Origin of the sequence: Blautia glucerasea (assembly GCF_020537505.1) — a bacterium.
In the GTDB taxonomy this organism is placed as follows: Bacteria; Bacillota; Clostridia; order Lachnospirales; family Lachnospiraceae; genus Blautia_A.
This window is the reverse complement of the sequence record NZ_JAJBMO010000027.1, coordinates 40,966-56,013: the sequence shown is the minus strand read 5'-3', so window position 1 is coordinate 56,013 and position 15,048 is coordinate 40,966. Positions and strand designations below refer to the sequence as shown.

Sequence of the window (15,048 nt, the reverse complement as noted above, 5' to 3'; positions counted from 1 at the left end):
TAAGCACGCCGCCAGCGTTCATCCTGAGCCAGGATCAAACTCTCTGATAAAATGTTTGATTCACTCAAGACAACCAACTAGCTTAGTTATCTCTCGTCATTACTGTTTTAAAAGTTTCATTCGAAAATGAATTGTATAAAGAAATTTTCGAGAATCGTATGTGTTTCACTGTTTAGTTATCAAGGTTGTTTCGCTGTTGTCTTCAAAACAGCTTGTTCATATTATCACATGTTCAAGTGTTTGTCAACAACTTTTTTGAATTTCATTTAATCAAGAAATTCAAAGCGGAGAAGGAGGGATTTGAACCCTCGCGCCGCTATTAACGACCTACTCCCTTTCCAGGGGAGCCCCTTCGGCCAGCTTGGGTACTTCTCCAAATTGCCCTACTTAATAAGTAAGTTGTTCATTTGATTGTTTGCTCTCTTGCGACAGCTTGTTTAGTATAACCGATGTTCCTTTATTTGTCAAGCACTTTTTTCATTTATTTTTAAAGTGTTTAACAAGCGGAGAGAGTGGGATTCGAACCCACGCGCCCTTGCGGACAAACGGTTTTCAAGACCGCCTCGTTATGACCACTTCGATATCTCTCCATATTAAATAGTCAAAATAAAAACGTTCTGCACATCAGGAGTTGTCCTTCACTCAAGAGGTTGTCTCTGTCAGTGCAAAACGTATTTTATCATCAAAACCTTTTTGTGTCAACAAGAATTTTTATTTTTTTATAAAATTCGTTCAATATTGCAGAAATGCCTCTGCTACAGCCAGATCCTCCGGGGTTGTGATCTTAATATTCCGGTAGGAACCCTCCACCAGAAGGATCTTTGTCCCAGTCTCCTGTTCCACTACCATTGCGTCATCTGTCACACCTGTCATGTCCTTTTTGCGTATACTTTCATAAGCTCCACGGATCAGGTCATAAGAAAATATCTGAGGAGTCTGAATATTCCATACAATTTTACGGTTTGGAGTCTCTTTAATATAGCCTGACGTGTCTGCCAGCTTCACAGTATCCTTAGAGGGCATTCCCATTACACAGGCACTGGTACGTTTCACAGCCTCATATCCCCTTTGAACCATCTCTTCTGTAAGAAACGGTCTTGCTCCGTCGTGAATATACACATAATCGGTATCCTGACAGCATAACAGTCCTGCATATACAGAATCATAGCGTTCCTTTCCACCAGCAGTCACCCTGCACACCTTGAAAAAACCGTATTTCTCTACAATTTCCTTCTCACAGTAAGAAATCATATCCTCCCCTGTCACCAGAATAATGTCCCGGATCAGCGGACTTTTCTGAAAGCATTGCAGGGAATAATACAGAACCGGTTTCCCTCCAATTTCCAGAAACTGCTTCTGTATCTTACTGTGCATTCTTTTCCCCTGGCCGGCTGCCAGAACGATTGCTGTACATCTGCCCTGCTCCATTATCTTTCTCCTAATTTCAGGTTTGGAACTGCATTTAAGTCCCATCCGTGGCGTGTGCCTTTTATATACTCATAGTAAGCTGCCACACCGATCATCGCAGCATTATCGGTACAGAAAATAGGGGAGGGACGATAAAACTTGTATCCCCTCTTTTTACATGCTTTGGTCATTGCTTCTCTTAAGGCTCCATTGGATGCAACTCCGCCTGCAATGGCAATCTTATCCATATGATAGTCCTTTGCCGCAAGCATAGTGTGCTCAACCAGTACGTCTACCACAGACTTCTGAAAGGAAGCTGCAAGGTCAGCCCGGTTAATCTCCTCGCCCTTCATCTGGGCATTGTTGATATAGTTCAGCACAGCAGACTTCACACCACTGAAGCTGAAATCATAAGGACAGTCCCCTAATTTTCCCTTTGGGAAAACAATGGCGTCCGGGTTTCCCTCACGGGCAAGCCTGTCCACCTTCGGTCCGCCAGGATACCCCAGTCCAATAGCACGGGCCACTTTATCAAAAGCCTCTCCTGCTGCATCATCCCTGGTACGTCCCAGGATTTCAAATTCCCCATAGTCTTTTACGATTACAAGATGCGTATGTCCGCCGGACACGATCAGACAAAGAAAAGGCGGCTCCAGGTCTGGATGCTCAATGTAATTTGCAGAAACATGTCCTTCTATATGATGGACTCCCACAAGGGGAAGCTTCTTTGCGTAAGCAATTGCCTTTGCCTCTGCTACGCCTACCAAAAGAGCACCTACCAGCCCAGGGCCATAGGTGACGCCAATTGCATCCAGATCATCCAGAGTCACATTTGCTTCAGAAAGCGCCTCCTCAATTACCTGGTTGATCTTCTCAATGTGTTTACGTGATGCAATTTCCGGCACAACACCTCCGTATAAGGTATGAAGTGCGATCTGGGAAGAAATCACGTTTGATAATATGGTCCTGCCGTTCTTTACTACAGAAGCTGCGGTCTCGTCGCAGGAGCTCTCTATTGCAAGAATTAATGTATCTTTCATTTTTTTAATCCTCTTCAAAATTCATTTCCATTGTTTTTCCATCTTTTCCCGGATAAGCGTTTGGGAAAATCTCCCGCACCATATCCATAAATTCATCCGGGCGGATCAGGGACGGACTATAGTGTGTCAGCCACATTTCCCCTACCTGGGACTGTCTGGCAAGCGTGGCAGCCTCGCGAAACGTCATATGCTTGTAGCCTTTTGCCTTCTCCAGCTTGTCATCCTCGCCGTACATTCCCTCACAGATAAAAAGATCAGAACCAGGCGCGTTCTTCAAAATAGATTCCGTGGGGCGGGTATCTGTGGTATAAGTAACCTTCAGCCCCTTTCTTGCCGGGCCAAGAACCATATCCGGAGTGTAAGTCACACCTTCTGCCTCAATGGTCTGCCCCTTCTGAAGGGGATTCCAGAACTGCAGCGGAATTCCCTGCTCTCTGGCACGCTCCGGGGAAAATTTCCCCTGACGGAGAATCTCTAAAGAATATCCGTAACAAAGCACATTATGATTTACCTTAAAAGCAGTGATCCGATATCCATTGATTTCAAACACCTGCTCGGGTCCGTTAATTTCTATAAATTTCAGTTCAAATGGAAGCTCGGGAGCAATCACACGAAGAGCATTCACCACCCGCTCCAGTCCTTTCGGTCCAATGAGGGTGAGAGGCTCGGTACGCTCTGCATTTCCCATTGTAAGAAGAAGTCCCGGAAGTCCACTGATGTGATCTCCGTGATAATGGGTAAAGCAGATCACGTCAATAGGCTTGAAGCTCCATCCCTTTTCCTTAATTGCTACCTGCGTTCCCTCGCCGCAGTCGATCAGAAGGCTGTGACCATTATACCGGGTCATCAGAGCAGTAAGCCACCTTCTTGGCAGCGGCATCATGCCTCCGGTTCCCAGCAGACAAACATCTAACATATATTAAAATATCCTCTCTTCATTAAGCATTCTCTGAAAAAGTTTAACACAAGCAGTTTCGTAAAACAAGTATCAGGAAAATTTTCCTGGAAAATCAATTGCCATAACCAGATAAATGCTTTACAATAAATTACAATATTCAATTTCAAATATTAATTTAAATGCAGAAAGCCGTATTTTCTACGCATTTTAGGAAGGAAAACGTATGATTTTTTGCAAGAAAAAACCAAAATTCACCTGGAAAAACTATCTCACCCTATTTTTCCTATTTGCTTTCTCGCTTCTTTTGATCCGGTTTCTGGTTCCATCCGGTTCCTATTTTGGTTCCAGAATCGACTGGTATTCCCAGCACCTGACCATTGCCGATTACATGCGGAAGCAATTTTTTGCCACAGGCAATCTTTTCCCTGATTTCACAGGGCTGGGCGGCGGAACCAATTTCTTCTCCCTGTCCTATTACGGATTTATGCGCCCGGATGTTCTTGTCTCCTATCTTTTTCCAAGTATAGGTACTGCATATTTCATCCAGGGATACGCGATCCTGGGAATCCTTATGGGAGGTGCCCTTCTTTATTATTGGATCTTCCAAAAGGGCTTTTCCAACTTTACCTGCACTGCCTCTGCTTTTTTGTATATGACAGCAGGCTGTCTTTATCACGCACATAAGCAGATCATGTTTGTAAATTATCTGCCATTTCTCATTCTGGCATTTATTTGCATTGACCACATTCTGGATCCGGAAAAAGCAGGAAACTATCATTTCCGTCCTCATATCGGACTTGTACTTTCCCTGTTTTTCTGTATTCTTCACAGCTTTTACTTTTTCCCATCCTGCTTTGTGGCATGTATCCTTTACCTCTGGCATCTGATGCCGGAGCACATAAAGAATGTTCCTGCTGACGGACAGAAGAAGCGCAAATGTGCTTTATGGTGGAACTATATTATAGATGTATCCTTCGCCTCTGCCATGAGTATTTTCCTTCTTCTTCCAACCGGTCTTGCAATGCTTGGCAACAAAAAGGACACCGGTGGTTTTGGCGATATTTTCCAGATGTTCAGTGTCAACACCGGCATGGAGGGACTTCTGTACGGCAATTATAACTGCGGACTTACCCTGATCTGTCTGTACGCTATTTTTCTTTGTATAAAGGAAAAGGAAACAAGGAAGCTGGCAATTTCTGTTTTTGTCCTTCTGTTCTTTAATATTTTTGAATGGATCTTAAACATCACTTTATACGTACGGCCGAAATGCCTGATTCCTTTTGTGCCGCTGATCATCTATCTTGTAGCACAGGCTTTGGAACGGATCCGCCAGGGAAAAATGAAGCTTAGCCTGCCGCTGGCGCTTCTTGCCTGCCTTCCAGTCATCCTAAGACTTCAAAATGGATCGCACCGCCAGAATAAAATGCAGCCTCTTTTCTATGCAGACATGCTCCTTCTTTTGGTCTGTGTCGTCGTCTGCATTGTGTTGGAAAAGAAAAAGATCACCATACCGGTTCATTCCTTGGCCGTACAGATTGTGGGACTGATTCTGATCTGTACCATTCCTACGCTATCTTATATCCATCTGGGACAGCAGGAAACCTATATTGCCAGGGAGGATTCCTCCAGAGATTCTTTTTCCCAGGAAGAACTGGAAGAATACGCTACAGATTCCCAGTACCGTTTCGACTTTATAGAGCATCTTGCTACAAATGCAAACTATGTGGTTGATGGAAATCAGAATAAAAGTTCCCTTTACTCTTCTATTTCCAATACCAATTACAATGTGCTGCTGTATGATATTTTACATATGCCAATTGGGATCCACAACCGTGTATCCATGACCTCTGGAGAAGATCCTTTTCAGGAATACCTGATGGGTGTACGATACATCCGTACAATCCCAAGGGAACTTCCAGCCGGATACACCATTTTGAAGCAGAATGGAAGCCATATTCTGGCGGAAAATCAGAATGTACTTCCACTTGCCTACGGAAGCACTGCACTGATGGCAGAAGATGATTTTGACCAGCTCTCTTACCCACAGAATCTGGATACTCTGACCAACCGAACCATTATCCCTTCTTCGGCAGAGGGAAATAGCAGTTCCGATTTCTATGAAGCTTACAGCTCTCAGATGAAAGAATATACGCTTCCGGAAAATTTCCTTGCCCGCCCTGCAAAAAGGAAAAAAGCAACGATTCAGCAGAAGCTTCCAGAGGAAATACCAGCTTCCACAATTTTGCTGCTTTCCTTTGATGTGAATAATCGTGGAAAAAGAGATGTTACCATCACCATAAACGGGATCCAGAACCGGCAGTCCGGTCCAAATGCTCCTTATCCCAATAACAACAAAACTTTTACCTACATGATTTCATCTGACGAAAGCATCGATACCCTGAAAGTCAAATTTTCCAAGGGTAAATATAGTATCAGCAATATAAAGGCCTATACCATTCCGTTGTCCGCTATTTCCAATCCGGGCGTAGTGGATTTCCAGAATGAAGAAACTTCTGGAAAAGAAATTCTGAACGGCAGCATTGATATGCCAGAAGATGGTTATTTCGTAACCTCCTACACCTTCTCGTCAGGATACCAGGCTTACGTAGATGGTGAAAGGGTGACTCCGGTCCAGGTGAATAAAGCATTTGTCGGTTTTCCGCTGAAAAAAGGAGCGCACAGCATTCAGCTTGAATTCCGTGCACCGGGCAAAACCCTGGGTCTTCTGGTAAGCGGGCTTGTAGCAGCACTTCTGGTTTTGATAAATCTTGTTTTTGTATTCAAAAAACGCCGCTGCGAAGTCAAGGCTTTATAATTATCTTTTCATATGTTTCGGGATCTGCATAACTATTTTGCGGATCCTTTTTGATTACTATTGCGTTCTAAACAGCGATAAGTAAAATCTAATTGTAACTTGACAAACCGTGTACAATGTGTTTTGATATCCAAATTACCATACACGCAACCAACGTTACGGCTTCGGCTTTCGTAACAGGAAGGATTTATTATGATCTTTAGCAACAAACCGCAAAAATTCATTTGGAGAAACCTGTTTCCCTTCCTGCTGCTTCTGGCGGCAGGAGGAATTTTGATCTGGCAGCTGGTTCCAGCCGGATCCTGGTTTGGTTCTGAGACAGACTGGTATTCCCAGCATGTCACCATCGCCGATTACATGCGTGAAAATTTCTACGCTACTGGAAAGCTTTTCCCGGATTTTACCGGACTTGGAGGCGGAACCAACTTTTTTTCCCTTTCCTATTATGGATTTATGCGCCCGGATGTGCTGGTCTCCTACCTTTTCCCAGGAATTGCAATGGAATACTTCATCCAAGGCTATGCCATACTGGAAATTTTTCTTGGAGCAGGGCTTCTTTATTTCTGGCTTCACAGAAAAGGCTTTTCCGGCTTTACCGGATTTGTGTGCGGATTTTTTTATCTGAGTGCCAACTGCTTTTTCCAGGCACACAAGCAGATCATGTTCGTAAATTATCTGCCCTTTCTCCTTCTGGCTTTTTTGATGCTGGACCGGATCCTGGAGCCAAAGGAACAGACAGAATATAAGCTCCGCCCTCATATTGGGCTTATTTTTGCACTGTTTTTTTGTATTCTGCACAGCTTTTACTTTTTCCCCTCCTGCTTTGTAGCAGGTATTCTCTATATTTGCCACCTGCTGCCGGATTATCTGAAGCAGATACCTGCGGAAGCCAGGAAGAAAACAAAGCATAAAATATGGTGGAATTATATTGTGGATGTTTCCTTTGCAGTAGCTATGAACCTTTTTCTGCTGCTTCCAACTGGTCTTTCCATCCTTGGAAACAAAAAAGATACCGGGGCAGGGGAATCCCTTTTTAAGATCCTTGGCGTAAATCCAACGCTGGACAGCATTCTCTACAGTCCTTATGGCTGTGGGCTTACCTTATTCTGCCTGTACGCCCTGTTCCTTTGCATCCGGGAAAAAAGAACACGGAAGCTGGCGATTGCCATTTTCTGCCTGCTTTTTTTTGATGTTTTTTACTGGATCTTAAACGCCACTTTGTATGTACGGCCCAAATGCCTGATTCCATTTCTTCCTCTGATCCTTTACCTTGTGGCTCAGGCCCTGGAAGGGCTTCGGCTTGGAAAAATACGGCACAGTCTGCCGCTGGCTCTGCTTTGTGCAGTCCCTGTGATCGTCCAGCTTGTTTTTCTTCTTCGGAATGTGCAGGTGCGGACACTTGTGAAAACGGATCTGATTCTCCTGCTTGTGCTTGTTATTACAGGTATTTTTGTAGAAAAAAAGCAGCTTGCACTGCCAATAAATTCCTGGATTTTCAATCTATTCAGTTTGATCTTCCTTCTTGCTGTTCCTGCCCAGCTTTATCTGGCAAAGGGACAGGAGGAGCATTATGCCACTGTTGCTGACGAATCAAGAGACTATTTTTCCAGGGAAGACCTGGAAACCTACTGTGAAAATCCGCAGGCCCGTTTTGATGTGATCGAGCATCCTTCTAACAATACCAACTATGTGATCACTGGAGATCAGAACAAGAGCACCATCTACTCCTCTATTTCCAACAGTCAGTACAACACGCTGCTTTACGATATTTTGCACATGCCCATCAGCATCCGGAACCGTGTTGCCATGACTGCAGATCTGAATCCTTTCCAGGAATATCTTATGGGAGTACGGTACATTCAGACAAAATCCGACAAGGTTCCGGCAGGATATACCGTTCTTCAGGAAAAAGAGGGGCATGTACTAGCAGAGAATCCCAATGTGCTGCCACTGGCTTATGGAAGCACAGCACTGATGAGCGAAGATGATTTTGACCAGCTTTCCTATCCACAGACGCTGGATACGCTTGTAAACCGGACGATTGTGGAAATGCAGGAGGAAAATTCGCAGTCAGCTCTGCCTTATGCTTCACAGATGAGGGAATATACCCTGCCAGAGGATTTCTTTGATCATGAGGATTCCTCTAAGGATGAAACGGTCTGCCGGAAGCTGCCGGAGGCCTTAAGCGCTTCTACTATTTTGCTGCTTTCCTTTGACGTAGAATATGATGGAGAACGGGATATGTCCATTATCATTAATGGAATCCGAAACCGGCTTTCCGGTTCAGAAGCTCCGTATCCAAACAATAACAACACTTTTTATTATATGGTCTCAGGCAATGAAGACATGGATTCCCTGGATATCACTTTTTCCAGCGGCCATTATGAGATCAAAAATGTGAGGGCTTATACCCTTCCATTATCTGCCCTTTCCCATCCCGGAATGGTGGATTTTCAGGAAAATACCACTTCCGGAGCTGAAATTGTGAATGGAAAGATCAATATGCCAGAGGATGGGTATTTCGTAACCTCTTACACCTATTCAAGGGGCTATACCGCTTATGTGGATGGAAAAGAAGTGGCTACGGAACAGGTAAACAAGGCTTTTGTTGGTTTTCCACTGCAAAAAGGGGCACATGAAATCCGAATTGAATTTCATGCGCCCGGTAAGTCCATTGGGTTGCTGCTGAGCCTTGCGGCAGCGGTTGTTTTAATTCTCTCGCAAGCTCTAACGCGGATGCCGCGTCATAAGTAAGGCATCTTCTACGGGGTCCGTATAGTATTTCCTGCGGATCCCGTCTCTTGTAAAGCCCATTCTTTCGTAGAGACGGATGGCGGTCTCATTTCCCACACGTACTTCAAGATGAATGGTTGTCACCCCCTGCTGTTCTGCCAGGCGGATCAGGCTGTCCATAAGGAAATGTCCGATTCCTTCCCGCTGGCGGTCAGGGCGTACAGCCACATTGGTAATATCGCCCTCGTCCAGAACCATGATCAGTCCACAGTAGGCCAGGATTTCTCCCTTTTCTTCCACCACCAGGAACATAGCATCCCTGCGGGTAAGGTAGGTGAAAAAGCCCTCCCTGGTCCAGGGTGGGGAAAATAATTCTGTCTCGATTTTCATGACCTGGTCAAGGTCATCTACTAACATTTCACGAAGAATCATATACGAACTACTCCTTAGCATTTCCAGTGTCTTTCTCAGTCTGCAATTTCTGCGCACGTTCTCTCTCTGCCTGGGAAACTCTCAGGTATTCTGGTACATGCTCCATAGCAGTCACTTCTTTGCCCTCTTTTACGTAAATTTCGCCAAGGGCTGCTACTGCTGCCGCTCTTTGCTTATTCACATGGGCAGGTGCGAAAGAATATGGAACCTTTAGGTTCTCTTCGATCATTTTCGCAAAAACAGGTACGCCATCTCCAAGGAAGATCACTTCTTCCCCTCTTGCATTTAATTTCTCGATCAGTTCGGACACCGGAACTGCCATCTGCGCTTCCACAGTTACCAGTTTGTGGTCTTCGAAGCGGTAGATTCCAGTATAAACCTGGCTTCTTCTGGCATCCATGATGGGGCAGATCAATGCCTTCGCATCGTACAGATTGTATGCAAGCGCATCCACTGTAGGGATCTCCACCAGGGGCTTTTTCAGTGCCAGCCCAAGCCCTTTGGCTGTGGCGGAACCAATGCGAAGTCCTGTAAAGGAGCCTGGTCCTGCTGCCACCGCAATGGCGTCAATGGTGTCCAGATCTAATTCTGTCATCTTCGCCAGCTCGTCCAGCATGGGAAGAAGTGTCTGGGAGTGTGTCTTCTTATAGTTCACCGTGTATTCCGCGATCAGGTTCTCATCCTCCACAATTGCAACAGAAGCGACGATTCCTGAACTGTCAAGTCCTAAAATCTTCATTTTTTCTCCTTACCCTCCCCACTTTCGCGGAGAATTCTTTTTTAATAGATGCTAACAGCAGCCAACATATTGGCTGGTTCTTTTCACATTACAGCATACATCCAGGCAGTCATTTAACGCTATACGCTATCCTTACTCTGGAAGACCGGTTACTGTAATCCTGCGGTAATCGAAGCCCTTCTCCAGATCTTTCTCGATTGTGATCTCAATAATCTGTTCCGGCAGAATCTCTTCGATCAGATTCGCCCACTCGATCAGGCAGATTCCATTTCCGTAGAAATAGTCGTCATAACCAATCTCTTCCATCTCCTCGATGTCCCCGATCCGATAGACATCGAAGTGATAGAATGGCATGCGGCCACTCTCATATTCCTGAATAATGGTAAAAGTAGGGCTGTTTACCGGCTCTGTGATTCCAAGGCCGTCTGCCACGCCCTGGGTGAAAACCGTTTTTCCCACGCCAAGATCTCCTACCAATGTATATACCTGCCCTGGAAGGGCATTTTCCCCGATCCATCTGCCGAAGGCAAAGGTCTCTTCCGGGCTGAAAGTTTCTTTTATCATAGCTTACAACTCCTTTTTTCTTGCAGAATTGCTCTTTGCATATTATAATAAAACGAATAGCGAAATACAATACTTTTTGAAAAAGGAGATTAAACTATGGCAAATCCAGTTGTTACCATTACCATGGATAATGGAGATGTGATGAAAGCGGAGTTATATCCGGAAATTGCACCAAATACTGTAAATAACTTTATCAGCCTTGTAAAAAAGGGCTTCTATGACGGACTTATCTTCCACCGTGTCATCTGCGGTTTCATGATCCAGGGCGGATGCCCGGATGGAACCGGAATGGGCGGCCCGGGATACAGCATCAAGGGTGAGTTTGCCCAGAACGGTGTGCAGAACGATTTAAGACATACAGAGGGCGTTCTCTCCATGGCAAGAGCAATGCATCCAGATTCCGCAGGAAGCCAGTTCTTCATCATGCACAAGAATGCACCACACCTTGACGGCGCTTACGCTGCTTTCGGTAAAGTGATCGAGGGCATGGATGTGGTTAACAGGATTGCAGAGACTGACACAGACTACAGTGACAGACCTCTTGACGAGCAGAAAATCAAATCCATGACAGTGGAAACCTTCGGCGCAGAGTATCCGGAACCGGAGAAATGCTGATAAATACTGCATTTTGCAGAACAAAACACTTCAAATATGCGTAAATCATAATAAAGGACTCAGGAAGGCTTCTTCATGTTCCAGTCTCTGATCTGTTTTTGGAAATTGGTACATTATGAAACTCTCCTGGGTCTTTTTACTCACGTGCGCATCACGCCAGATTTTCAGTGATCAAATACTTCAGTCTCACCATTCACATCTGCGAAATACAGTTCCTTCTCTTTCTCCATTTTCACCCGTCCGCTGGTAGCTTCTGTGATCACCTTCTGGATCCGCCCTGCCTGGTCATTCGGCACCAGGAGATGCATGATCACTCTGTCGGTGTACTCTGTATCCAGAATGGGCAGCTGGTTCTCCGCAGCAATATACTGCAGCTTGCCGATTGCCGTATAATCTGCTGTCAGTGCCAGGGAAATCCCATGATGCTTCTCAATCACCGTACTTTCCCCAAGACCAGCCTGAACCGCGCCGGAATAGGCTCTTACCAGACCGCCAGTGCCAAGGAGCACACCACCAAAATATCTTGTCACAACCACAGCCACATTATAAATATCCTCTCCCAGGATCACATCCAGCATTGGGCGCCCTGCTGTTCCTGAAGGCTCGCCGTCGTCACTGCATCTGGTAAACTCCCTGTGCTCTCCAATGGAATAAGCATAACAGTTATGTCTGGCGTCCCAGTATTTCTTCTTCATTTCCTCTATAAACGCAAGTGCGTCCTCTTCTTTTTCCACCAGGCGCACAGTGGCAATAAAGCGGGACTTTTTCTCCGTGATCTCCCCCTCACCGCCTGCGTAAATTGTCTTATAATTCTCCAGCATATCGGGAACCTCCAAAATCTTAGTGCGTGTTTCATAGTGTAACATGAATCGCCTGTGGTTTCCAGTCCCAGAAAACAGAATCTTCCCGAATCCACCAAGGTTCTTCCACGGGAAAATCTATTTTCCTGCTTATCTCCCACGATTTGCTATAATCAGAATAAACAGGGCTCATTTTGGAAAAAATCCCTTCAAAAACATAAAAGAGTTCACAGAAATATTCGATTTTAGGGTTTATTTACTTATGGAGATTTGATATAATAGAACGGATTATAAAGGAGGTTTATCATGAACTACGGAAAAAAATCGGCCTCTAAGAAACGGAATGCTCTTATTTCCCGCTCGTCCATGATGGGGAAAAGAGCACATGTTTCGTTTATCAGAGTCCTTTTCATCGGCCTGATCGCCCTGTGCGTTGCAGTATCCAGTCTTGGAATCGGTTCTATTCGCGGAATACTTGCAAATACGCCGGACGTAAATGAAGTGGATATCATGCCTCTTGGTTATGCCACTTTCCTCTATGACTGCAACGGAAATCAGATCCGTAAGCTGGCAGCACCCAATGCCAACCGACTTCCGGTTTCCATTGAACAGATACCAGAGGATCTGCAGCACGCAGTAGTGGCTATCGAGGATGAGCGTTTTTATGAACATAATGGAATCGATGTGAGAGGTATTCTTCGTGCCGGTGTAAAAGCACTTACCACTGGAAGCTTTTCTGAGGGTGCAAGTACCATTACCCAGCAGCTTCTGAAGAACAACGTCTTCACAAACTGGACCAATGAGTCCACACAGATCGAACGATTCACACGTAAGCTCCAGGAGCAGTACCTTGCCATTGAGATTGAGAAGAAGATCAATGACAAGACCGTGATCCTGGAGAACTATCTGAACACCATCAACCTTGGTGCCGGTGCTTACGGTGTACAGGCTGCTGCACGCCAGTATTTCAACAAAGACGTATGGGATCTGAACCTTTCCGAGTGTGCCACACTTGCAGGTATCACCCAGGCTCCTACCAAGTACAATCCAATCGAGAACCCCAAGGAGAATGCGAAGAGACGTAAAGAGGTTCTGGATCACATGCTGGATCAGAATTACATCACCCAGGAGCAGTATGACGAGGCTCTGAATGATGATGTTTACACCCGCATCCAGGAAGCACAGGCTTACAATACACAGGCTTCCAACAAGACCTACTCTTACTTTGAGGATGAGCTTACCCAGCAGGTTATCAACGACCTGATGAATATTAAGGGATACACCAAGACACAGGCACAGAACCTTCTGTACAGCGGCGGCCTGAAGATCATGACCACACAGGATCCGGATATCCAGAATATTGTAGATGAAGAATATTCCGATCCTTCCAATTATCCGGATTATGTACAGTATGCTCTTGATTATGCCCTTACTGTAAAACAGCCAGATGGACAGGAAGTAAACTACAGCAAGGAAATGATGAAGCTTTACTTCCAGAATGAGGATCCATCCTTTGATCTTTTATTTGATTCCCAGGACGAGGGACAGACCTATATCGACCGTTATAAAGCGAATATCCTTGCTGATGGAAGCACTGTTGTTGCCGAGCGTGTAAGCTTTGCCCCACAGCCTCAGTCAGCAATGACTATTATCGACCAACATACCGGGTATGTGAAGGCGATCATTGGCGGAAGGGGAACCAAGACTGCCAGTCTTACCCTGAACCGTGCCACAGACAGTACCCGTCAGCCTGGTTCCACATTTAAGATCGTATCCACCTATGCTCCTGCCCTCAATGAAAAGGGCATGACACTGGCTACCACCTACGAGGATGAGCCGATCACCTATGAGAATGGTGCCCCAGTTAATAATGCAGGCGGTAACTTCAATGGTACCACTACCCTCCGTACTGCCATCCGTAATTCCGTCAATACCGTTGCTGTCCAGTGTTTCGAGGATGTCACTCCTAAGCTTGGCCTGAAATACCTTGACAACTTTGGATTCACCACACTGGCACATGGTACAGAAGCAGATACCGATGCCAATGGAAATGTTTACACAGATGCCAACCTTCCTACCGCACTTGGAGGTCTGACCTACGGTGTTAAGAACGTTGAGCTTTGTGCCGCATATGCAGCCATTGCAAACGGCGGTAACTATATCAAGCCTGTTTACTACACCAAGATCCTTGACCACAATGGAAATGTTCTCATTGAGAATAACTCAGCCGGACGTTCTGTTATCAAGGAGACAACCGCTTACCTTCTTACAAGTGCTCTTAAGGATGTTGTACAGAATGGTACTGGTACTGCATGCCAGCTCGATAACATGGCGGTTGCCGGTAAGACAGGTACCACAGATGAGTACAATGACCTTTGGTTTGTAGGCTACACTCCATACTATACCTGTGCAGTATGGTCCGGCTACGATGGCAACCAGAAGATTCCGGAGGGTGATGCACGTAACTTCCATAAGACATTATGGCGCAAGGTTATGAGCCGTATCCACCAGGGTATGGAATACAAGGAATTCGAACAGCCTGCAGGTATTGAGCAGATCAGCGTCTGCTCCGAGACAGGACTTCTTCCAAGAGCCGGCTGCCCGGTTATTGAGGAATACTTCGATGTAGCTACCATTCCTACTGATTACTGTGACCAGCACTTCTACGATTACGACGAAGAGGATTACAGTGAAGATCAGGAAATGGAAATTTATGAGGAAGACAGCCTGACTCCTACTCCGGATCCGGAGAATCCAGATAATCCAGATAACCCGGATAATCCAGAGAACCCAGATGATAACAGCGGCGATGGTGGTGACGAACCGGCACCAGATGGCGGCGATGGCAGCTCAAATGATGATATTGAGTATTATGATTAATTCATTTAGGCTGCATACTCACTTGAAAATCATTTATATGTAAAGTTTAGACTGCAGTTTCGATTTTTCTGTCCAGAAAAAAACTGAGACAAACCGAAGAAATTACATGGATTCGGATTTGTCTC

11 protein-coding genes and 2 tRNA genes are annotated in these 15,048 nt (G+C 45.3%); 4 read left to right on the top strand and 9 right to left on the bottom strand.

The window, feature by feature from the left end; genetic code table 11:
* Nucleotides 1-285: 285 nt before the first annotated feature.
* The 5 genes from LIQ05_RS16485 to LIQ05_RS16465 form a co-directional block, all read right to left on the bottom strand.
* Nucleotides 286-375, bottom strand: a tRNA-Ser gene (locus tag LIQ05_RS16485).
* 129 nt (nucleotides 376-504) lie between these two features.
* Nucleotides 505-590 (bottom strand) — tRNA-Ser (locus LIQ05_RS16480).
* Nucleotides 591-732: 142 nt separating this feature from the next.
* Nucleotides 733-1,428 carry a 2-C-methyl-D-erythritol 4-phosphate cytidylyltransferase gene (gene ispD / locus LIQ05_RS16475; protein WP_226822428.1) on the bottom strand — a complete coding sequence of 232 codons (696 nt, stop codon included), beginning with the start codon at nucleotides 1,426-1,428 and terminating at the stop codon, nucleotides 733-735.
* Nucleotides 1,428-2,447, bottom strand: a complete 1,020-nt coding sequence (gene tsaD / locus LIQ05_RS16470; protein ID WP_226822426.1) for a tRNA (adenosine(37)-N6)-threonylcarbamoyltransferase complex transferase subunit TsaD — start codon at nucleotides 2,445-2,447, stop codon at nucleotides 1,428-1,430. The genes ispD and tsaD overlap by 1 nt, the downstream gene beginning before the upstream one ends.
* 4 nt (nucleotides 2,448-2,451) lie before the next feature.
* The gene (locus LIQ05_RS16465) at nucleotides 2,452-3,363 is read right to left on the bottom strand and encodes a ribonuclease Z (RefSeq protein ID WP_226822424.1); all 912 of its coding nucleotides are present in this window, start codon (nucleotides 3,361-3,363) and stop codon (nucleotides 2,452-2,454) included.
* Nucleotides 3,364-3,568: 205 nt separating this feature from the next.
* On the opposite strand from LIQ05_RS16465, the gene LIQ05_RS16460 reads away from it, so the two are divergent.
* A complete protein-coding gene (locus LIQ05_RS16460) occupies nucleotides 3,569-6,160 on the top strand; it encodes a YfhO family protein (protein ID WP_226822422.1) in 2,592 nt (863 codons plus the stop codon).
* A gap of 192 nt (nucleotides 6,161-6,352) precedes the next feature.
* On the top strand, nucleotides 6,353-8,914 hold the full coding sequence (locus tag LIQ05_RS16455; protein ID WP_226822420.1) for a YfhO family protein: 2,562 nt from the start codon (nucleotides 6,353-6,355) through the stop codon (nucleotides 8,912-8,914).
* On the opposite strand, the gene rimI is transcribed toward LIQ05_RS16455, so the two are convergent.
* The 3 genes from rimI to tsaE form a co-directional block, all read right to left on the bottom strand.
* Complete coding sequence (gene rimI, locus LIQ05_RS16450) at nucleotides 8,888-9,325, bottom strand: ribosomal protein S18-alanine N-acetyltransferase (RefSeq protein ID WP_226822418.1); 438 nt, start codon at nucleotides 9,323-9,325, stop codon at nucleotides 8,888-8,890. The genes LIQ05_RS16455 and rimI overlap by 27 nt on opposite strands.
* Before the next feature lie 7 nt (nucleotides 9,326-9,332).
* Nucleotides 9,333-10,064 (bottom strand): tRNA (adenosine(37)-N6)-threonylcarbamoyltransferase complex dimerization subunit type 1 TsaB, encoded by a 732-nt coding sequence (gene tsaB, locus LIQ05_RS16445; protein ID WP_226822416.1) that lies wholly within the window; start codon nucleotides 10,062-10,064, stop codon nucleotides 9,333-9,335.
* Between the two features lie 132 nt (nucleotides 10,065-10,196).
* Nucleotides 10,197-10,628, bottom strand: coding sequence for a tRNA (adenosine(37)-N6)-threonylcarbamoyltransferase complex ATPase subunit type 1 TsaE (gene tsaE, locus LIQ05_RS16440; protein WP_226822414.1), 432 nt, complete (start codon nucleotides 10,626-10,628; stop codon nucleotides 10,197-10,199).
* Nucleotides 10,629-10,724: 96 nt separating this feature from the next.
* Here tsaE and LIQ05_RS16435 point away from each other — a divergent pair, with 96 nt between their 5' ends.
* Nucleotides 10,725-11,243, top strand: a complete 519-nt coding sequence (locus LIQ05_RS16435; RefSeq protein WP_226822412.1) for a peptidylprolyl isomerase — start codon at nucleotides 10,725-10,727, stop codon at nucleotides 11,241-11,243.
* Nucleotides 11,244-11,407: 164 nt separating this feature from the next.
* On the opposite strand, the gene LIQ05_RS16430 is transcribed toward LIQ05_RS16435, so the two are convergent.
* Complete coding sequence (locus tag LIQ05_RS16430; RefSeq protein ID WP_226822410.1) at nucleotides 11,408-12,064, bottom strand: YigZ family protein; 657 nt, start codon at nucleotides 12,062-12,064, stop codon at nucleotides 11,408-11,410.
* A 285-nt stretch (nucleotides 12,065-12,349) separates the two neighbouring features.
* On the opposite strand from LIQ05_RS16430, the gene LIQ05_RS16425 reads away from it, so the two are divergent.
* Nucleotides 12,350-14,923 (top strand): transglycosylase domain-containing protein, encoded by a 2,574-nt coding sequence (locus tag LIQ05_RS16425; protein WP_226822408.1) that lies wholly within the window; start codon nucleotides 12,350-12,352, stop codon nucleotides 14,921-14,923.
* Nucleotides 14,924-15,048: the final 125 nt, after the last annotated feature.